This is a genomic window from Sporosarcina sp. resist (assembly GCF_014302295.1).
Classification (GTDB): domain Bacteria; phylum Bacillota; class Bacilli; order Bacillales_A; family Planococcaceae; genus Sporosarcina; species Sporosarcina psychrophila.
In genome coordinates this window covers 3,323,751-3,344,725 of record NZ_CP060287.1, presented here as the reverse complement: position 1 = coordinate 3,344,725, position 20,975 = coordinate 3,323,751, and the positions used below count along the sequence as shown (strand labels likewise).

Genomic DNA, 20,975 nt, shown 5'->3' with positions numbered 1-20,975 from the left:
ATGCTATTGGTCTGGTTATTATTGTTCGTTCTTGCTTCTTATTTAATTTTAGGCACCTGCGTGACACTATTCAGCGTATACAATACAATTGGATAATACAAAATAAATCAATACCTTTGGGTTTTCTACATATCTGAAATAGTAAGGAGACATGCTAAAAATGAATCAATCAAAGTCCGTTTTGGGTATTTCTCTACCACTTCCAAATGGAACAATCATTAAGAATAGAATTTTTAAATCTGCCATGAGTGAAGCGTTGGGAACGGTTTATCAAAATCCAAGTGAATCATTGGTTACTTTATATAAAACCTGGGCTGAGGGGGGTGCGGGTATTGTCATGACAGGTAACGTTATGATAGATCGAAATGCTTTAGGAGAGCCGAATAACGTTGCTTTGGAAGATGAACGTGATTTAAAGATGTTAATGAAGTGGGCGAAAGCGGGAACTGAAAATGGGACTCACCTTTGGATGCAGCTTAATCATCCAGGGAAGCAATCACCCAAAATGATTTCAAAAGAACCTGTAGCACCAAGTGCAGTTCCTCTTACAGGAGGTTTAAAACGATTCTTTAACCAACCACGTGCTCTTCAGGTGTCTGAAATTGAAGACTTGATTAACCGATTTGGAGAAGCGGCAAGAATTGCGAAAAAAGCAGGCTTTACAGGTGTTCAAATCCATGCAGCACACGGATACCTTTTCAACCAGTTTTTATCCCCTTACCACAATCAGCGAACAGATGAATGGGGAGGAACATTAGCAAATCGAATGAGGTTTTTGGAAGAATCGTATAAAGAAATCCGGAAACAAGTCGGGAGATCATTTCCAATCGGTATTAAACTTAACTCAGCTGATTTTCAAAAGGGTGGATTCACTGAAGACGAGTCCATGGAAGTTCTTCAGAAAATGTCCGAATTAGGGATTGATCTCATTGAAATTTCTGGGGGGAATTACGAGAATCCGATAATGATGGGTGTAGATGTAAAAGAAACTACAAAAAAAAGAGAAGCGTATTTTATAGACTATGCAAAAAAGGCTCAGGCATTAATCACTACTCCAATAGTAGTCACAGGCGGCTTTCGTACTCAAAAAGGCATGGAAGAAGCTATTGCGAACGGAGAAATTGATATGGTTGGAATTGCAAGACCTTTTGCCTTAGTGCCGGACTTGGCAAATAGAATCTTTAATGGCAGTTATGAAACCGTTCATGCAAAACCAATCCGAACGGGGATTAAACGAATAGACAAGAGTGCTTCCTTGTTAGAAATTGGTTGGTATGAACAGCAGTTAGCAAGAATGGGGAAATCTAAATCTCCAAACCCCGACCATAATGTCTGGATATCTTTAATACAAAATCTTCTAGGGAATGGTCGTAGTGTCTTCTTTAGAAGAAGAGCATAGACGATACCGTTATGGTGTGTAGTTCTTTATTTTTTTGTATAATTATTCAAAAGTGTAAGTAGTTCGTCTTTGTATCTGATACCCCTTTTTAGAGCAGGACCATTTGCTGTTTTAACATATATCTGTTATTCTAAGAAAGAGTTATTTTTGTTCGTTTTCAGATTGAGAAAAGATTTTGTTTTTCGTCTAAGTATTTGAGCAAGGGTAGTAACACATTGTGTGGATATCCGCACTAGGAGGCAACAATTATGGAACAAGGTACAGTTAAGTGGTTTAATGCAGAAAAAGGTTTTGGATTCATCGAGCGTGAAGCAGGAGAGGACGTATTCGTACATTTCTCAGCAATCCAAAGTGAAGGTTTCAAATCTTTAGACGAAGGTCAAAGTGTAACGTTTGAAATTGAACAAGGACAACGTGGCCTACAAGCTACAAACGTTCAAAAAGCTTAATAATAGCTAGAAAAAGACCCTACAAGTAGGGTCTTTTTTTATTTGCTTAAATTAATTTTTGGTACCCTGCTATGATGAGCGGCATTTGATTCAACTATTGTTTTTAGAAAAGAATTTTCGAGATCGCATACAAAACTTAGAGGAATTTTCAGCCTATTCGGTTGCTGTCTGGAGAAGTATTTATGATCGTTTTCCAGAGGATGAGATTTTGAATGATCTTCTGGCAAAGCTAAAAGAACAGAGTCAGGTCTTCAAATCCCTATGGGAAAAACATCATATCGAGCAAAAGAAGGTTAGTTTTATTTCTATAGGAGATGATCAAGGCCAAATCAAACAATACCGAATTCACTCTTCCTTACGAGTAGACGAAGATGAAGATTTGAATTGGTGTATGTATATTCCTCTTTCATAACCTTTTATAATTTAACCTAATATGTTCCTGTTCTTTCTTAGAAACAAACTATCTCCTTTGAACATGCAATGCACGATGATTTTACTTGAAAAAATGTTGCATTCAATAGGCTGTTTCGTAAGGCTAAAATCAGATTTTCGTATGGATAGGGAAGGTTTAGAAAACTTCTTCAAAATACAAGATCGAACAGTTCTGTGTGTTTGCTCGTATTCATAATATGAATTTCGAAAATGCATTTCAGTAGTATATTTTAAAAAAAGAACAGACATCTGTGGATGTCTGTTCTTTTTTGTATAATTACTTGAATGTGTAAATTTTATTCTTTGTGTCTGACACAGGCACCTCTTTTATTCGTTAATAGAAATGATTTTGTCGCATGAATAAATAATAGATGATCTGTATAGCATCCTGCACTGACACTCATTTTTTTCTTTTCCCAATAGGTGTGCTTGGTTTTGGGGCGGGATTATAGTCCTGCTCATATAAACCAGAATATGTCTGATACCGTATAAATAGATGCTCAAAAATCACTTTCATTACGGCATACGCTGGAATACCAAGAATCACTCCAGGAATACCAAATAATTTCCCAGCCGTCAGCAAGACTACAATAATGGTTACTGGATGTATTTTCAAATTACTGCCTAAAATTAATGGTTGTATTAGCCGTCCTTCAAGAGTTTGTTCAATGGCAAAAACAATTATTACTTTAACAAGCATCCCGGGTGAAGATACTAATGCGATGATTAAGATTGGAATAATTGCCAGAAAAGAACCTAAATAGGGCACTAAATTTAATACCCCAGCTAATATCGCTAGTAACACTGCATATTCAAGACCGATAATTGCAAACCCAATCCAGAACATTAATGCAACAAAAAAAGCTACCAATAACTGGCCGCGGATATATTGACTAATTTGCGTATTGATTTCTTTTAATAAGTTATATGTACTTAATCGCATCCTAGTCGGAATGAGTTTCATTGTATAGTAAGGTAAATTTCGACCATCTTTTAATAGAAAGAACAAAATAATGGGCATTGTAATAAGTGCGATTACAATATTAGTCATTGTTCCTAGCACACTACCAATTCCGGAAAAGGTTGAATTCACGACGCTGTTTGCCTGCTCAGAAATAGATTTTATAATACTTTGATTTACATCGGTCAATTGAACCTGTAATTGGGAAAATATATTACTTCTCAATAAATTATCGAATTGAGCAATGACCTTGTCCCAATAATTTGGCCAGTTTTCAATTAGACTCATTGTCTGCTCACGTATGATTGGAATTAGTATGATAATCCCCCACACAACCAAGCCAATAATAATCATAAAGACAATCGCGATTCCAGCAATACGTGGGATTTTCTTTTTTTCCATCCAATCAATCAAAGGATTTACCAAATAAAATAAAATACCCGCCATTAAAATGGGTAAACCAATCACACTGAAAAATCCTTTGATTGGATTAAATAAATACGTGATTTTAGAAAATACAAGGAGATTTAGCAAAACCAATAATGAGACCAATAAAATTGTTACAACTTTATTATTTAAAAACCATTTCCAAAACCAAGTAGCTGCACTTTTAACACTAACTTTGTCTTTTTCTTGCTCCATGTTCTATGCCTCCTACTACACAATGACTGTTTACCGCATTGTACCATGACAGTCACTCACTACGTTGGAAATACAATACTTTTGCAATTTTCTTAGCCTGCGCCTTATTGAACTGAACACGGATGACTTAGCAAATTTACTTGGTCGTACGACTTAGTTTTTGGTGCCTATTCAGTAAAAAAATACAATTTTATAATAATATAAAGTAAATCAACACCTATACGGTTTGTCTTTACTTTTAGTGTGAAGCTTAAAAGTGTTTAGTGATTGTTATATAGGTAACAATCACTAAACACTCTTTAAATCAGGTTACTGCAATATCTGTGTCATCTAAATCAGTTTGTTCAAATGATTTTTTCGAAGACAGAATCCCTTTCTATTATAATTCCCACTTATTTGTAATATTTATACATTAATAGATTGCATTCAATTTCGTACTAAAACCCAGTCACTCCCGCTCTTTATATTACAAATAAATCAATGAGGTGAATAGTGTCACGCGATTGATATCTCCTGCACACAATTCTGTAACGGCTATGATATCTTCGGGTGTTATGCTAATGCAGGTTAGTGAAAGGGAGGAAATTCATCACATGAAAAAACACATCATTGCACTAGCAGCACTAGCAACATTATCAGTAGGGGCGGCGGGTCAAGCATCTGCATCTAGCGTCCATACGGTAGAATCGGGAGAGACATTATGGTCTATTTCACAAGAGGCTAATGTAAGCGTAGAAGAATTACAAACTTTGAACGGATTAAATTCTACTCGTATCTATCCGTCGCAAAAACTAAAAGTGGAAGATAAGATGGAAGTACACGTAGTTGTGAAGGGTGATACTCTTTTCGAAATCGCGAAAAATAACAACCTCTCAGTGGATGAATTAAAGAATAAGAATGGTATTTCAAGTGATATCATCCGCCCAGGAGAAAAATTAGTAGTAGAAGGGTCAAAAACAGCTTCAGCACAATCATCTACTAACAATGTTATAAAGAAAGCTGTTGCTTCAGCAACTAATGAAATGACAGTTTCAGCAACAGCGTATACCGCTTATTGTGAAGGATGCTCGGGTGTAACGGCATCGGGTATTGACTTGCGTTCAAATCCTGACAAAAAGGTCATTGCGGTTGACCCTACAATAATCCCGCTAGGAACACGCGTGTGGGTTGAAGGATACGGAGAAGCCATTGCGGGAGATACTGGAAGTTCTATTAAGGGGAAAAGAATTGATGTCTTTATGGAAAATGAGCAAGACGCACTAAATTGGGGACGTAAAACGGTTACGATTAAAGTTCTAGATTGATACTATTACCGATTACTGGTAGTTAGAAGTTTTACTGAAATTGTAAAGAAAAGAATGCAACTCAGCCTTGTACGTAAAAAGGGCTGAGTTTTTTGCGTATCTTCAAATACCTGCGGGCGATGGGCTAAACAAATGACAAACGGACTTATTTATCAAGAAATACAAAAGCTAATTCAAATGAGGGATTAACCTATGAAGTATCCTCATCTTTGCGTGCAGTCGCCGGCTTCAGCATAGATTCTCCCATCCCTAAAAAACTTTTTAAAAACTTTTGAAACTTTTTCTGAAAACCTACGTCTGTACGTTGCTTAATAGACAGTGGAGGTAAAGGAATGAGGAAGATTTCCAGTAAATTGTCGTTTGTTGTTTGCTTTATTGTATTTATAATGAGTATTGGTGCGATATGGATTTTGGTTGAATCGCAAGGAAGAGTGTTTGCGCAGGGTAAGGAAGCGGAGCGGTTTGTCACGAAGCGGGTATTTGAACGGGTGTTGACAGTGCAGGAACGTCAGCCGATTTACATGAAAGGGGCGGCCTTGACGCAGATTGGCGAGTTGGAGGCGGATCAGCCCGTTGCTATCACAGGTGAGGATGAGGCATATTATGAGCTTCGATTGGGAAATATGACAGCCTTTGTCCGTAAGGGGCAGGCGACGGTTGAAAAAAAGAGGCTTTCGACAGTTGTACATACGGAGCGGTTGGCTGCGGTTCAGACGCTGCAAAAAACGGCAGTTTACGAGGATGCTGATTTGCAGAGCAGCGTTATACTGGAGTTGGAAGAAGGATTTCGCTATCCGATTATACGTGAGGAAGAGGATTGGTATATCCTTATAATAGGAGAGCGACCGGGATATATTTCTAAGCAGTCCGTTGCAATGGATACGGGTCTACCGGTACTTGTGTACCATCAGGTTTTGCCTCGCGAGTCGATGAGAACGATGGATAGTACGATTTCCTTGGAAGTATTTGAGCAGCAGATGGGGTACTTGGCGGATCATCATTTCGAGACGCTGACGGCACATCAGCTGTATGATTATTTGGAAGGGCGCCTTGTTGTACCGAGCAAAGCAGTGCTCATTACATTCGACGACGGGTTATTATCAACGAAGGAGTATGCATATCCCGTTTTAAAGCAATACGGGTTTCGTGCGCTTCAGCACATTATTTCCTCACGTACGGATCGGGCGCAGGGAGCGCAGCTGTTTGATGCGGAAGGTCCGCTGCAGTTTTTTACTGCTGCAGATTTAGAAGAGCTGGCGGATGTTTTCCAGTTCGAAGCACATACATATGAATTGCATTCACTTAATAAGGTTTCAGGTGAAGGTATTGCGTTAGATCGTTCAAAAGAAGAGATTCTTTTGGATTTACAGCAAAATATTGAGCAAGTGCCGGCAGCGTTTTCATTAGCCTATCCGTATGGGCATTATAATGAAGATTTCATCGCGGCGGCTAAAGAAGCAGGGGTGCTGATTGGCTTTACGACGACCGAAGGGTATGCAAATAGGAAGACTTCAAATTATGAAGTATGCCGATATGGAATAACAGAAAAAAAGTCGTTTGAGCAATTTGTTGCGTATGTGGAGGGGGACATGACGTGGCCGTAGAAGAGGGCGAGGGTTTGTAAATGAGTACTATTGATCAAATAATCGATGAGCATTCGCGTTATTTAGTGCGTATCGCTTATTTATATGTGAAGAATTGGTCGACTGCCGAGGATGTTGTACAAGAAGTATTTATTACGTATTTTCAAAAGAGTGACCAGTTTCGCAATGAGGCATCCTTGAAGACCTATTTAACGAAAATGACAGCCAATCGAGCAAAAGATTATTTGCGCTCGTGGAAGCATAAAAAAGATGTACTGTTCGATACAATCTTTGTTTCGACAAAAGGCGCAGAAGAAGTAGTGTTGGAGCAGGAGCGGCTAGCCACACTTGAAAAAAATCTTTTCCAGCTTCCGTTAAAATACCGCGAGCCTTTAATATTATTTTATTATGACGAGCAATCTATAGCGGAAATAGCAAACTATCTGCAGCTGAATGAAAATACCGTAAAAACTCGGCTGCGAAGGGCAAAGCAGCAGCTAAAGGAATTTTTTGAGGAAGAGGACGGGGAGGTAGAGAGCAATTGAGTGATTTCAAAAGTAAGCTCGATCAAATGATGGGCGATACATCGAAGCAGGAAAGGCGGATAAAGCAGCGTGTACATGAACGTGTACGGCCACCGGTTAAAAAGTTTTCTTGGCAAGTGCTATTTGTCTCTGCGGCGATACCTGTAGTTGCACTGTTTTTTATACTCACAATCGACCCTCTGAATTTTCTTTCTTCAAATAAAGGGCCAGGCGTCCCATATGATCCACTGGATGATTTGGCGCAAATCTCGGCACTGCAGAAGAAGAATCAACTGTCAGCAGTTGATTATGAGGAATTTGCGTCACTTCCGAATTTTGATCAAGTCGACGGTCTATATTATGTGGATAAAGAAAAATTTTCATTAAGAGGGAGTTCGGATGCTTTCCATACGGTCATTGAGCGCAAAGCGAATTTATTCGATGAGGTTGTCTATGAGGCGGGCGACATTGTACGCACGATGACAAATACGACTAGCCATTTACCGACATATATGGATGCCTACTACGAGGTGATTGCGGTCCCGGGAGATCGTGTCGTGCTGAAAAACGGCCAGTTGAAGATAAACGGCAAACCGTTGCCATCTGAAATTAGGGATCGTTATGAAAAACAGGGAATCGCGATTGTAGGAGGTTACGACCAGCTGTTGAATGCGCGCGAATATTTATTAGTGAACCATTTTCCAGCAAGTAAAACGGTGCAGGGGGCAGCGATTACCCCAGTGCATAAAATTTATGGAGAAGTTGTAGGCATAGCAACGGAAGAGCGTACCCATTCGATGTATATGGATTATTTATCCGGACAGCTTACTGGTGAATATACACCGGAGCAATATTTTGATTTGTATTTGTATGACGAACTGTTGGGCTTCGGCAATTTGCCGGAAACGCCTGCGTTTACACAAATTAGCCGGTTAGGTGAACTTTTTTTAGAGGCATCTTATCGGAAAACGGCTCCTGTTTCTGAGAATGAGCTTGAAATCCACTACCAATATGAGCGAGAAGGGGTAGCGGAGCGGGTGTTTACAATGAAGCAGGATGCAGGCTCAGATCGTTGGGTGATAGCAGAATAGCAAAGGAGGGGTGTGGGAACCCCGCCGTAATTTTTTCGGAAAACCAGGTTGGCAGCTGTCCAGAAGAAGTAGCCGTCAACCAACCGCTCACTATATAGAGACACCAACCTGGTTTTCCATCAGCTAGTTTGAAAAACATTGGTAATAGCGAATAGTTTCTTCTATATCAAAAACTACTACTAGAATAGAAAGGAAGAATGCGAGTGAGGAAGAAACTTATTATGGTACTCGGCGCACTATTGCTCGCTTGCGGTTTGCCTTTATCCGGCACGTTTGCAGCAAGCACAGAGCGATTTTCAGACGTACCATCATCAAAACATTTTGCAGAAGCAGTCTATAATTTGGCGGAACGTAATATTATCGGAGGCTATCCGGACGGCACATTCAAACCCGGAAACTCTATCACGAGAGGACAGGCGGCCGCAATCATCGCGAAGATGATCAAGTTGGACACCTCTAAAGTGAAAGATCCAGGGTTTAAAGACGTCCCGAAAGCGAACGGCTACTACAAAGCCATTGCAGCTATGGCGGAAAAAAGCATCATCAGCGGCTATGGGGATGGACGTTATGGTCCGAACGATCCAATTACACGTGGACAGATGGCTTCGATTCTCGTTAAAGCGTTCGATTTGCCGCGTTATGACTTCACGTCGTATAAAAGTCCATTCGAAGATGTGAAACGTGGGACAGGTCATGATCCGAATATTTTGACCATCTACAGACTTGGCATTACTACAGGAAAATCTGCTGACAGGTTCAGCCCGAATGAGTCCATTACAAGAGGACAAGCAGCTAAAATGCTGAAGGCGACGGAGGAAGCGAAGGCGCCGATTGTTACGGTGCGGGCAAGCGACTACAAGTGGGAACAGTTTAAAATGTTCGATTCCAATCATAAGGACACCGGTTTGTTCCATGCAGTGGTAGGAAGCGATAAACCCAATAGCCGTACGGCGGATAAGATCCACTTAGTCCCGCTACAAGAAGGGACGGGTACATTTAGTGTCGCTTTAGTGTATTCGGGAAATCCGGATAAGAAATACTACCAAAAGTATTATGTGCATATCAAAGAAGTCGATGGCGAGCTGAAGTTGACATTGGAAGAGACCGAAGATTTTCTAACTACACCAGCTATAATCAGTGTTAAAGAACAAGTCCAGAACGTTTCGCTCTCCACGATGGATGGAAAGAAGCTGTCTGACAACGTGAAGTTCAGCAAATGTCTCTCGAACAGTCCCTCTGATTGCTACGATGCTGAAGAGGTCAATCAGGATGGCAAGTATAATAATATCCGTATCGGAATCGATAAACCGGGTCGGTATATCGCCACTGTCCGTTTTGCTGATGGAGAAGAAGTACGGTATGGCATGGTGGTGGAAAGTTCCGCTCCGAGTTTTTATTTCAGCATGCGGATATTAGAGGAAAAGACGTCCACGACATTGAATTTGGGAGCAGATGGGAAGATAGGAAGGCATGTACTACCAAAAGATGCCGAGCAGATTGCCGTGGTCACAAGAGATCCAGAAAGTAACTTGTTCCGCGCTGATGCCAAGAAAGCAGGTTCATTCTCCATTAAGTTCCCGGACAATACCGACAATTATTTCCTAGGCATCAATGTGTATGTAGAGCAATTAGGCCCTATTATGAATATTGGTATGTACAAGGATGTCTACGTGGACCACTGATGGAAGGAGTATAAATGAATTTAGGGTACCAGCATCCATCACAATTTCGAACTGTATTAGACACTGGTACCGCTTTTTATATGGAGATACCATAGTGGTTTTCCAACCACCCAACAGTATGGATTTAAGGTGCCTGTGGAATGAATCATTTCTTTCCGCAGGCACCTTGTTAAAAAATAGGAGGTTCTATCATTTTGAAAAGTAAACTGACTGCCGTATTGACGGCTCTACTGCTCATTTTCGCTGCGACCCCATTCCAAGCACAGGCTGCCATTCAGTTTTCCGACGTGGGTAAGCATTGGGCGAAAAATGAAATCATGTATTTATCTGACCGAAATATTATCGGCGGCTATCCGGATGGCACATTCAAGCCGAATGAGCCAATCACCCGGTCGCAAGCCGCATCGATGCTCATCAAGGCATTAAAAATGCCACTGACGGAAAATACCTCCGTCGCATTCAAAGACGTATCCAAAAAATCACCGTATTATCAGATCCTGGCGACGGTGAATGAAAAAGGAATTCTCCGCGGCGACAATGGCTACATGCGTCCTGGTGAAAAAACATCTCGCGCGCAAATGGCCGCGATCCTGCGTCGCGCGTTCGACATGCCGCTCGACAAGCAAGCAACATTTATTGACGTCACACCGTCACACTGGGCCTATCAGGACATCAATGGAATCGCAAAACAGCGCGTCGCGGGCGGATCGAATGGCAAATATATGCCATCAGACTCTGTCACGCGTGCACAGTTTTCGGCATTTTTAGTCCGTGCCATGGATGATAAGATGAAACTAAGCAACTACCATTCTTATGTCAGTACAAAAGGTAAAACCGTTGAACAGGGTAGCTTTACCTATTTCACTGAGCGGGACCAAAAGTACAATTATTCTATTATCAAAGAAAATAAGGAAACCGGTAAACGCGAAGTGATTTTGAAAAGAGAGGATATACCGAAGAGCCAATGGGATTTCGGCTCGGTTATTTTCATGCATGATAATACCCGGCTCGTCCTTTATAACGATGAGCTGTATATCCCTTACTGGAGCGGCGGATTTTCCGAAGCGGATGAAGTGCCATTTGCTTACGCTGTGATGAAGATGAAGACGGATGGACAAGATTTGGTGAAAATGAAAGAGCCGAGCCTGATGAGCAATGTGTTTGTTTGGAATGATCGGATTTTCTACACAGGTAGGGGTCTACCCTACATTGGTCCGGATGATTTTGTGGACACTACGTTATCGCTTTATTCCACAGCGATGGATGGCAGCAGCGATAAGAGGAAGGAATTTACTTTTGATGCGCGCGTGACGTATGACTATTACGAGGAGTCAAACAACCAACCAAACCTGTATCGGGAAGCGGGCGACGATTTCCTCTCCGTGCTGCATGACCACTCCACGATGTATTATTTCAATAAAAAAGGCGTCTTCAAGTACAGTTTACTGGATAAAAAAACAATCAAGTTGTCGAATATCCTTGGGAAACGGATGGAAGTGACGGATACGCAGTTGATTGTGACAGACACGAAAGGGAAGAAACATTCGTTGAAGAAATGATAAAAAGACTTCCCTATTTTTAGATAACTGTGCGCGAAACTATTTAGGGAATAGAATACAATTCTATAATAATGCAAAGTAAATCAACACATATGCGATTTTTCTTTAATTTTTGCATAATTACTTGCATGTGTAAATTACTCGTCTTTTTGTCTGACACAGGTACCTCTTTAATATTCGGAAAACCAGGTGTTATTTGTCCAGAAAAAGAAGCCGTCAACCAACCGCTTACTATATAAAGACACAAATCTGGTTTTCCATTCACTCAATTTTAGGTACCCGTGCGCAGAGCTATTCAGTAAAGACAACTCAATTCTATAATAATACAAAGTAAATCAATACCTATTCGGTTATTCTCGATTCTTTGTAAAATTACATGGGAATGTGAATTGTTTGTCTTTCTGTCTGACATGGGTACCTCTTTTACTATATTAATAAATTCCAGAGGAGTTGATAAAATGTTCATCCAAAAGGTAAAGTTGACTGTGGTGGCACTTGCAATTGCAGGCAGTTTGTTAGTCTCGCAGGCTAGTGCGGAAATTTCAAGCGATTTTTCGGATGTGCCGACTACCAAACATTATGCGAGTGCGGTTTATGAACTTGCAAATCGAAACATCATAAGTGGGTACGAGGATGGTACATTCAAGCCTGCCGCATCCATCACACGCGGACAGGCAGCTGCCATTATCGCGAAGCTGTTGAAGTATGATACGAAGAATGTCAAAGACCCTAAATTCAAGGATGTGGCGTCGTCTCAGTGGAGTTATGGTGCAATTGCAGCACTTGCCAATGCAGACGTTATTAATGGCTACGGGGATGGACGATTCGGACCGAATGATTCGATTACTCGGGCGCAAATGGCTTCCATTCTTGTAAAAGCTTTTGGTTTTCCTCCCTATTACTACAGTAGTAGTGAAAATCCATTCACGGATACCCAACGTTTGGCCAGTCACCAAACGACTATTAACATTCTGTACAAAATGGGGATTACATCAGGGACCACTCCAACAACATTCAGCCCCAATGCACCGATTTCAAGAGCACAGGCTGCAGTACTCATTACAAAAGCGGAGAAAGTGAAAGCGTCAATCGTTACGCTTAAAGCAGCTGACTATGGCTGGAATTCCATCTATTCATACTCGAGCTACCATGACCAAGACAACATCATTCATACGGTTGCAAGTGATAAGTTCAACTGGGAAGAAATTCAACTTGTTCCTATGCGTGAAGGTACTACCACGCTTTCTATGACGGGAAGTACAAGGGATCCTATAACAGGTGTGGATTCGCATGACGACTATAGGAAGTATTATGTACATGTGACGAAAGAAGACGAACAATTAAAAATTACATTGGAAGAGTCAGAAGACATCCTTACGACTGAAGTTCTCTTAAGCTCATCGGGAGAACAGGTGAAAAATATTTCACTTGCCACGATGGAAGGTGAAATAATCCAACAGGAAGTTAAGTTAAAATCTTGTGATTACCATCCTCTCCACGCCGCTCCCGAGTGTTTTTCAATAGATGATCCGGGAGAATATATCGCGACAGTCCAATACGCTAGTGGAAAGAAAGCTCGCCATGCGGTTGCTGCATCCGTCTATAAGCCATCCTTTTATTTATCTGTCCATAAGCTTGAAGAAAAACCAACTTTCACAATCGATCTTGGTGGTACGGCCGATCAATTTGGGGAATATGTTATGCCAAAAGGTGGCGAAAAGATTGCCATCATTTCGAGGGATAAAAACTCCAACAGATTCCACATCACCGGTGTATCGGAAGGCAAACTGCAAATCGTTTTCCCTAACAGCAAAGCCGCTGTTGATCGATTTGACATACAAGTCCGCAAACTGGGGTCTATTATAAATGTAAATGCTTCCAAACAAAATGAAGATTACTAATATTGAACCACTGAAACCCCTTAGCCTATGTAAATTGGTTAAGGGGTTTTAGATTTTAGGTACCTAATAAGTAAAAAAATACAAGTATTTCTAAATAATGCAAAATAAATCAACATCCATGGAGTTTTTCTTTACTTTGTGCATAATTACTTGAAAATGTGAAGTGTTCGTCATTGTGTCTGACACGGAGCTACCTCTTTAAAGCCAGTTGGTGTTAAAGTTGATTCAGGAAGTGATTCCAGCGATTAAGATGTATAATGCTAGAGCTGCATGGGTGGTTGCTAACAGAATATATACGAAACAGTCTTTGATGTTAGCGAAATGAAATGATGTCCGAATGATTGACCGGGATGAATTGATTCAGATGAGTATTATAATGTGGGAGAATGGTTCAATAATTTAACGAATCTGGTCCCGAGGCAATTATATAATGTATTAGTACTGGGTACCTTTTAATAGAGGCTTAGAAAACACTATGAATTGGAGGAATAATAATGAGTATTTTTGACGGCATAATGGGGAATGTATCTGAAATTGAAGTGAGCAAAGTAGAGAAGGAAATGAAGGATTTACTAGCACTTACTGAAAAGGTAGAGCATGCATATAAACTGATTAGAGATCTGTTGATATTTACGGATAAACGTCTAATTCTTGTAGATAAACAGGGCGTCACAGGAAAGAAAGTTGAGTATCATTCCATTCCGTACAAAAGTATTGTACATTTCTCGATAGAAACTGCAGGAACGTTTGATCTGGAGGCTGAACTGAATATCTGGCTATCGGGGAGTTCTGTACCAATTCAAAAGAAATTCAATAAATCCTTGAATGTTTATAAAGTACAAAGCGTGCTAGCAGAATATGTTTTGAAATGAACTTGATAATGTGGACCTATCCAATGTATACAATTAAGCGTTTAGTATCATTCCTTAACTACCATCTGTCTGGCTTATTGCGGGAGGCATCCCAAAGCGCCGAGCATTGTTGAGTGGATTCTTAATGTCAACATATAACTGTACAAATTTGTTGCAAAGGTCTGTACTTCTACATTGCATTACACAACTGGCAAATACATTTGGCGTGGCGTGGTAAATCCCTTGGAGTGGACTGGTAAATAAGATGTCACAAGTGGCCGTAATCAACGGTTGCCTTTAATATTGGACTTCTATTCCAGACGGTAGATCAACACTAGGATGAATATAAAATTAAAGCATTGTTTTCGAGGAAGGGTGAGCTTATTGAACAGGGGGAAAAAAGCGACAATTATTTTTCTCGTAATTATGATCTTGTTCTTCGTTAATTTAAATACCGATTTATTTCGCAGTATTATCTCCGGAAATATAGAGTCTATCACTTCTATATTAGGAGATAATAAAGCTTTCACTTTGTTCATTACCTTCATGATTATGTTGGTTCATAATACATTTCCTGTAATACCACTTTTCCTTGTCATTTTGATAAATAATACTCTTTTTGGTTTTCAATTAGGTATCGTGTGGAGCATATTAACGAGCATTCTCTGTGCGATAATTGTATTTCTAAGTATTCGATATGTCCTTCAAGATTTTGTACTGAAAAAAGTTAATTTGTCCAATATTAGTAAAGTAGAACAGAGTGGACTATGGTATGTATTTGGGGCAAGAATATTTCCTTTTGCTCCTACAAGTATCATTAACGGTGTTTCAGGTGTTAGTACCATTCAACTTCCATATTTTATTATCGCAACAGCATTAGGAAATATTACTATATTCTTTGTTTATACTCTTATTCAGGCAGGATTGCTTTCACAAGGTTTCAATGAATATGTGACTGGAATCATTATTCTTTCAGGATTCATTGTATATTACTATTTTAAAAAAGTTACTTTGCGAAAAAAGAACTAAAAAACAATTTAATTAAACCATAAAATAGGGATTCATAGTTCAAATTTAAAATGTTAAGTCAGTAGCGAGAAATCAGACAGTGATATGTTGTCTGATTTTTTTAATCTTGTTATTTAACGATTAGATCATGTAACTAGTTAATCAGTTTGTTTCGTTGATTGACAACAAATTATCATCAATTTTGTATAAAACTACCAATCAGAGATGAAGCATCGCTATTAAGCAAACGGGCGCGTTACTCCAACAAGGAGAATAGTGGATAAAGGAATTGGCGAATTTAGTGATTCGGAAGCGTTTCGTGCGATGTTAACAGTTGCGCTTATGTTACCATTGTAGGGAACAATCCGAAATATGGTTTGGATAGACAGCTTCGGGTTCAAGTTCAACTTTTGTCCTAGGACTAGCTGCTAGTACTGAGCTGCATAATAGACAGCTTTGAAGTGAAATCCAATTTTAAGTAGAGAAAATGTCAGACTTACTAGGGCATTTGAATTCAAATGAGTAGAAGAAGGGGCGGTTTTTATGAAATACGACTTTGACAAAGTAGTTGAGCGTTCGAACACTGCATCTGTGAAATGGGATGCAACAGAGGAATTGTTCGGTGAAAAAGAGTTGCTTCCGCTTTGGGTTGCGGATATGGATTTTAAAGTTCCAGATGAAGTAGTCAAAGCAATCCAGTCCCAAGCAGAACACGGTATTTTTGGATATACGACGAGGAAGCCAAGCTACTATGAAGCTATAATCGATTGGATGAAAGACCACCATAATTGGGTAATAGAAAAAGAGTGGATTTGTCATAGTCCAGGGGTCGTTACCGCTTTAAATTTAATTGTCCAAGCTTTTAGTGAGCCAGGTGACAAAATCATTGTTCAACCGCCCGTATATTATCCATTCATGAAAGCGATTCAAAATCATGATCGGCAGGTCGTATATAATCCACTTCTGTTCAATGAAGGTAGATTTGAGATGGACTTTGAAGATCTGATTTCAAAAATAGATTCTTCGGTTAAAATGATTCTCCTTTGTAATCCACAAAATCCTGGTGGCCGTGTTTGGACGGAATCAGAACTTAAACGGCTCGGTGACATCTGTCTGGAACGTGGAGTCCTTGTTGTATCCGATGAAATTCATCAAGATCTTGTATTCAAACCTGGAAAACACATTCCATTTTCGGCTATTTCAGAACAGTTTGCTGACAATAGCATCATTTGTACGGCACCAAGTAAAACATTCAATCTTGCTGGTTTACAAACATCGAATATCATAATTTCCAATAAAGCGCTACGAGAGAAGTTTGTAATGGAAGGCGATAAATACGCTGTTACTATGTCGAACTCATTTGGTGCACTTGCCACAGAGGCCGCGTATAATCACGGTGGACAATGGCTGGAGGAAGTTCTTGACTATGTTGAAGGAAATTTGCACTTCATTACGAAGTATTTCAAATCCAATTTACCCGTATTAAAAGTATTACCACTAGAAGCGACTTATCTGGCTTGGATTGATTGTCGGGAATTGGGACTCACGCCCGAAGAGTTGGAAAAATTGTTCCTCTCTAAAGCAAAAGTCGCTTTAAATCAAGGGTATGTCTTTGGCCCTGGAGGCGAAGGATTTGTCCGTATGAACCTTGCTTGCTCTCGCTCAACAGTAGAGAAAGCAGCTCAACAAATGAAAGAAGCGATCATTCAATTGCTGTTATAAATCCTGACTAAAATAAATATCAGGTACCTATGCATGGAACAATTCTGATAATCCACTATAATTACATGATTATTAGGCATGGGCTAGGTATTTTTTTCAATATCTAGTGTCATTTAAATTCTTATGTAATTGTATGAATTGTTCGTTGTTATTTGTTGCATAGGTACCGATTTTTATTTAAAGAGAACGGGAACTGAACAAATATGCTTAATCTCGTTAAACTCCATTCTACTCCTCTTCTTTATGACTCACTTCTAACAAAGTCAATTTAAACTTTCCGATTTGATCTTTTACGTACAAATTTGTAATGGAAGTAGAATAATTATGAATCGTTCCTCTAAAAAGTAAGTCTTGCTCAGGAATATTCACGTCAAAAGTTCCATTGTAAAGTAAAGTTGTAATGTCATGGTAATCATCACTTGTTACGTTAAATTCAACTGAAACTTTATATAATCCATTTACTTTTTCGTCTTCATAACTACATAAATGAATTACTTTGTCATTTAAAATAATTGTACTGGTCAAGAGGATCACTCCTATTTCAAATTCTAGGTATTGACTTGAAATGTCAATGATACACTAGACATTATTGTTTTGTAAGCACGCATACTTTCGGTATACACAATTTAGACTTGTTGCGGTTGCCCAGCTTCATACGATACTAATCCCAAATGTTGAAACTCTGTTTGGGCATGAGGATTCATTGGGGAAATCAAAGACAATCAAGCAAGTTTCTTGAAAGTCAAAAAAGGTCAGTGTACAATAAATTCATAGATCAAATATAGTCAAAGCCAAGCGGGATAGATAAATGAAGATAAAGGGAGGAAACGAATATGCAGTGTCAACATTGTGGTAAAAACGAAGCGACGATGAGTTTAAGATTTCAAGTGAATCAGCAAGGTATGCACATCAATATGTGTCTTACGTGCTTTCAAGAAATCCAAGGTCAATTACAGGCAGGCAAGATGCCGTCATTTAGTGACAATGCGAATCACTTTTTCAAAGCAAACGGTGGCCAACAGGCAAAAACTCAAACAAAGCAAACAGAAGAAGGTCACGGCAACGGTTTGTTAGACCAACTTGGTAAAAATATATCAGACGAAGCAAGAAAAGGACTGATTGACCCGGTCATCGGACGTGATCAAGAAGTGAGACGTGTCATCGAAACGCTAAATAGAAGAAATAAAAACAACCCAGTGCTAATAGGTGAGCCTGGAGTTGGTAAAACAGCAATCGCCGAGGGGCTCGCAGTAAAAATCCTCGAAGGCGATGTACCGATGAAACTACTGAATAAAGAAGTGTACTTATTAGACGTTGCTTCACTTGTTACCAATACGGGCATTCGTGGTCAGTTTGAAGAGCGGATGAAACAACTAATTGAAGAACTTCAAGCCCGAACAGATGTAATTTTATTCATTGATGAAATTCACTTGCTCGTTGGTGCAGGTTCAACAGAAGGATCGCAAATGGATGCCGGCAATATTTTGAAGCCAGCCTTAGCACGGGGGGGCTTGCAACTCATTGGGGCAACGACATTGAAAGAATATCGTCAAATCGAAAAAGATGCTGCACTTGAACGTCGGTTCCAACCGATTATCGTCAAGGAACCATCTGCAGAAGATACGATTAAAATCTTAAACGGGTTAAAAGGACGTTACGAAAATTTCCATGAAGTACGCTATACAGATGAAGCGGTGCAAGCTTTTGTTACCTTATCACAACGCTATATTCAAGATCGTTTTTTACCGGACAAAGCGATTGACTTGATGGATGAAGTCGGGTCACGTTTAAACCTTACACATGTCACCACTAATTCAGATTTAGATTCAATTGGTATGCGTCTCGGCGAAATCATTCAAGAAAAAGAACAAGCAGCAGAAGTGGAAGACTATGAAAAAGCGGCAAATTTACGTTTTGAGGAAATTCAATTACGTAAACAATTGGAAGAAGCGAAACAGAGTGGGGAAGCGGAAAAAATAGAAGTTTCTGTTGCAGATATTGAGTTAATTGTCGAAGAGAAAACAGGAATTCCTGTGACAAAACTACAAGCAGCAGAACAAGTGAAAATGAAAGGTCTTCAGGAAAATCTCAGCAAAAAAGTCATCGGTCAAGAAGAGGCGGTCGATAAAGTCGCAAAAGCAATTCGTCGTAGCCGTGCGGGACTTAAAGCCAAAAATCGTCCCATTGGCTCTTTCTTATTTGTTGGCCCAACGGGTGTTGGTAAAACAGAAATCACAAAAGTCCTGGCAGAAGAATTATTTGGTTCACGTGACACGTTAATACGCCTCGACATGAGTGAATATATGGAGAAACATGCTGTGTCTAAAATTATTGGCTCCCCTCCAGGTTATATAGGGCATGAAGAAGCTGGTCAATTAACAGAACAAGTACGCCGGAATCCGTATTCAATTTTACTCCTTGACGAAATTGAAAAAGCGCATCCAGACGTTCAAAATATGTTCCTTCAGATTATGGAGGATGGCCGCTTAACAGATTCACATGGTCGGACAGTCAGTTTCAAAGATACGGTCATTGTTATGACAAGTAATGCTGGAACAGGTGACAAAAAAGTGAGTGTCGGTTTCAATCAAACAGTACATGAGTCCGTTACAAAACTCGAAATGCTGGGCGATTATTTCAAACCTGAATTTCTCAATCGTTTCGATGCAATTGTTTCATTTAACGAATTAACAGAGGAACATCTACTGGAAATCGTGGACTTAATCCTTGTTGATTTACAAGTAACAATCGAAGAGAATAATATTGCCATCACGATTTCCCAAGAAGCAAAACAAGCATTGGTCAAATTAGGCTATGATAAACGATTCGGAGCCCGACCACTTCGCAGAGTCATTCAAGATAAAATCGAAGATCCATTAACAGATCTTATTTTAGAAGATCATGTTGAAAAAGTCCGTGTAGATCTCGTGGAGGAAGAAATTGTCGTCAACAAAGTGTAACTTCATTCCTGACATAGGACCCCTTTGATATGAATAAACTGTCAACCAAACGGATTTGGTTGACAGTTTTTTTATTTTCATAAAACACTGGCGAGTTGGGCTTGAAGACCTTCATTTTCACAGCTCTCTTATCGGTGATACTGTTGCAAATAGGTGTCTGTCGCGATTCTACATTGTTCAAGTGAAGCAACTGTATGGTTGCCTGTTAAACGAACCGTATGCATGCACGCTTTGTCTCAAACAACTAAATTTCACTTCATTAGCTTAAGAAGTGACCTTAACTCGAACCCGTTACGGGAATTCGAATAGAACCACCAATATCTGTGCCTAGCGTAGCACTCGCCATATCCGACACCATCTCAAATCTTGTCCGTACCCAATGGACTTTTTAATGCTTCAAGTTCCTCTTTTGAAGTACTGATATTCTATGGATATACAATAGTTCCAATTGCTTTTAATATTCCAGTTCCCTTCTTTTTATGACAATTAAATCAATGAGGTGAATAGTGTCACGCGATTGCTACCTCCTGCACGCAATTCTCTAACTGCATCGGTATTGACTTGCGTTCAAATCCTGACAAAAAGGTCATCGCGGGAGATACTGGTAGTCCTATTAAGGGTGAGAGAATTGATGTCTTCATGGAAAATGAACAAGACGCACTAAATTGGGGACGTAAAACGGTTACAATTAAAATTCTGGATTGATAAACTTGGAATAACTAGTAGTTAGAAGTTTGACTGAAATAGTAAAAAAAAGAATGCAACTCAGCTTGTGCGTAACAAGGCTGTGTTTTTTTTGCGTAGAGTTATTCTAGCAAGTGATTTAAATCTGTAAAATAGTAGTATCTTTAGTAAATGACCACAAATTTCAGAGTATTTGATTTATTTTGAGTGTGCGGTTATAGTG

At 39.6% G+C, this 20,975-nt stretch carries 17 protein-coding genes; 15 read left to right on the top strand and 2 right to left on the bottom strand.

Going from position 1 to position 20,975, the window contains the following annotated elements; genetic code table 11:
- Positions 1-160 precede the first annotated feature (160 nt).
- The 3 genes from H7992_RS16385 (at position 161) to H7992_RS16375 (ending at position 2,260) form a co-directional block, all read left to right on the top strand.
- Complete coding sequence (locus H7992_RS16385; RefSeq protein ID WP_187045301.1) at positions 161-1,399, top strand: NADH:flavin oxidoreductase/NADH oxidase family protein; 1,239 nt, start codon at positions 161-163, stop codon at positions 1,397-1,399.
- 248 nt (positions 1,400-1,647) lie between these two features.
- Positions 1,648-1,848: a cold-shock protein gene (locus H7992_RS16380; protein ID WP_025783429.1), complete on the top strand. Its 201-nt coding sequence runs from the start codon at positions 1,648-1,650 to the stop codon at positions 1,846-1,848.
- An 85-nt stretch (positions 1,849-1,933) separates the two neighbouring features.
- Positions 1,934-2,260, top strand: coding sequence for an MmyB family transcriptional regulator (locus tag H7992_RS16375; RefSeq protein ID WP_187045300.1), 327 nt, complete (start codon positions 1,934-1,936; stop codon positions 2,258-2,260).
- 420 nt (positions 2,261-2,680) lie between these two features.
- Here H7992_RS16375 and H7992_RS16370 read toward each other — a convergent pair whose 3' ends face one another.
- Positions 2,681-3,883, bottom strand: coding sequence for an AI-2E family transporter (locus tag H7992_RS16370; RefSeq protein ID WP_187045299.1), 1,203 nt, complete (start codon positions 3,881-3,883; stop codon positions 2,681-2,683).
- 593 nt (positions 3,884-4,476) lie between these two features.
- On the opposite strand from H7992_RS16370, the gene H7992_RS16365 reads away from it, so the two are divergent.
- The 10 genes from H7992_RS16365 (at position 4,477) to H7992_RS16320 (ending at position 17,108) form a co-directional block, all read left to right on the top strand.
- Positions 4,477-5,187, top strand: coding sequence for a LysM peptidoglycan-binding and 3D domain-containing protein (locus H7992_RS16365; RefSeq protein ID WP_187045298.1), 711 nt, complete (start codon positions 4,477-4,479; stop codon positions 5,185-5,187).
- 332 nt (positions 5,188-5,519) lie between these two features.
- A complete protein-coding gene (locus H7992_RS16360; RefSeq protein WP_187045297.1) occupies positions 5,520-6,791 on the top strand; it encodes a polysaccharide deacetylase family protein in 1,272 nt (423 codons plus the stop codon).
- A gap of 20 nt (positions 6,792-6,811) precedes the next feature.
- Positions 6,812-7,315: a sigma-70 family RNA polymerase sigma factor gene (locus H7992_RS16355; RefSeq protein WP_067210890.1), complete on the top strand. Its 504-nt coding sequence runs from the start codon at positions 6,812-6,814 to the stop codon at positions 7,313-7,315.
- The gene (locus H7992_RS16350) at positions 7,312-8,385 is read left to right on the top strand and encodes a S26 family signal peptidase (RefSeq protein WP_187045296.1); all 1,074 of its coding nucleotides are present in this window, start codon (positions 7,312-7,314) and stop codon (positions 8,383-8,385) included. Before H7992_RS16355 ends, H7992_RS16350 begins: the two co-directional genes overlap by 4 nt.
- 203 nt (positions 8,386-8,588) lie before the next feature.
- The gene (locus tag H7992_RS16345; RefSeq protein ID WP_187045295.1) at positions 8,589-10,067 is read left to right on the top strand and encodes an S-layer homology domain-containing protein; all 1,479 of its coding nucleotides are present in this window, start codon (positions 8,589-8,591) and stop codon (positions 10,065-10,067) included.
- 194 nt (positions 10,068-10,261) lie between these two features.
- Entirely contained in the window at positions 10,262-11,626 is a 1,365-nt protein-coding gene (locus tag H7992_RS16340) for an S-layer homology domain-containing protein (RefSeq protein WP_187045294.1), read from the top strand.
- A 458-nt stretch (positions 11,627-12,084) separates the two neighbouring features.
- Positions 12,085-13,527, top strand: a complete 1,443-nt coding sequence (locus H7992_RS16335) for an S-layer homology domain-containing protein (RefSeq protein WP_187045293.1) — start codon at positions 12,085-12,087, stop codon at positions 13,525-13,527.
- Positions 13,528-14,021: 494 nt separating this feature from the next.
- Positions 14,022-14,399 carry a PH domain-containing protein gene (locus H7992_RS16330; protein WP_187045292.1) on the top strand — a complete coding sequence of 126 codons (378 nt, stop codon included), beginning with the start codon at positions 14,022-14,024 and terminating at the stop codon, positions 14,397-14,399.
- A 363-nt stretch (positions 14,400-14,762) separates the two neighbouring features.
- A complete protein-coding gene (locus H7992_RS16325; protein ID WP_187045291.1) occupies positions 14,763-15,407 on the top strand; it encodes a TVP38/TMEM64 family protein in 645 nt (214 codons plus the stop codon).
- Positions 15,408-15,929: 522 nt separating this feature from the next.
- On the top strand, positions 15,930-17,108 hold the full coding sequence (locus tag H7992_RS16320; protein ID WP_187045290.1) for a MalY/PatB family protein: 1,179 nt from the start codon (positions 15,930-15,932) through the stop codon (positions 17,106-17,108).
- 228 nt (positions 17,109-17,336) lie between these two features.
- Here H7992_RS16320 and H7992_RS16315 read toward each other — a convergent pair whose 3' ends face one another.
- On the bottom strand, positions 17,337-17,633 hold the full coding sequence (locus tag H7992_RS16315; RefSeq protein WP_187045289.1) for a DUF3219 family protein: 297 nt from the start codon (positions 17,631-17,633) through the stop codon (positions 17,337-17,339).
- Positions 17,634-17,941: 308 nt separating this feature from the next.
- Between H7992_RS16315 and H7992_RS16310 the strand changes: the two genes are divergently transcribed.
- Positions 17,942-20,068, top strand: coding sequence for an ATP-dependent Clp protease ATP-binding subunit (locus H7992_RS16310; protein WP_187045288.1), 2,127 nt, complete (start codon positions 17,942-17,944; stop codon positions 20,066-20,068).
- A 561-nt stretch (positions 20,069-20,629) separates the two neighbouring features.
- Positions 20,630-20,773 (top strand): 3D domain-containing protein, encoded by a 144-nt coding sequence (locus H7992_RS24835; protein ID WP_340767547.1) that lies wholly within the window; start codon positions 20,630-20,632, stop codon positions 20,771-20,773.
- Positions 20,774-20,975 lie beyond the last annotated feature (202 nt).

What these genes read in the sequence shown, in the direction of transcription:
- H7992_RS16385 (WP_187045301.1), top strand. Translation starts at nt 161, where the DNA reads ATGAATCAATCAAAGTCCGTTTTGGGTATTTCTCTACCACTTCCAAAT.
- H7992_RS16380 (WP_025783429.1), top strand. Translation starts at nt 1,648, where the DNA reads ATGGAACAAGGTACAGTTAAGTGGTTTAATGCAGAAAAAGGTTTTGGA.
- H7992_RS16370 (WP_187045299.1), bottom strand. Translation starts at nt 3,883, where the DNA reads ATGGAGCAAGAAAAAGACAAAGTTAGTGTTAAAAGTGCAGCTACTTGG.
- H7992_RS16365 (WP_187045298.1), top strand. Translation starts at nt 4,477, where the DNA reads ATGAAAAAACACATCATTGCACTAGCAGCACTAGCAACATTATCAGTA.
- H7992_RS16360 (WP_187045297.1), top strand. Translation starts at nt 5,520, where the DNA reads ATGAGGAAGATTTCCAGTAAATTGTCGTTTGTTGTTTGCTTTATTGTA.
- H7992_RS16355 (WP_067210890.1), top strand. Translation starts at nt 6,812, where the DNA reads ATGAGTACTATTGATCAAATAATCGATGAGCATTCGCGTTATTTAGTG.
- H7992_RS16335 (WP_187045293.1), top strand. Translation starts at nt 12,085, where the DNA reads ATGTTCATCCAAAAGGTAAAGTTGACTGTGGTGGCACTTGCAATTGCA.
- H7992_RS16330 (WP_187045292.1), top strand. Translation starts at nt 14,022, where the DNA reads ATGAGTATTTTTGACGGCATAATGGGGAATGTATCTGAAATTGAAGTG.
- H7992_RS16320 (WP_187045290.1), top strand. Translation starts at nt 15,930, where the DNA reads ATGAAATACGACTTTGACAAAGTAGTTGAGCGTTCGAACACTGCATCT.
- H7992_RS16310 (WP_187045288.1), top strand. Translation starts at nt 17,942, where the DNA reads ATGCAGTGTCAACATTGTGGTAAAAACGAAGCGACGATGAGTTTAAGA.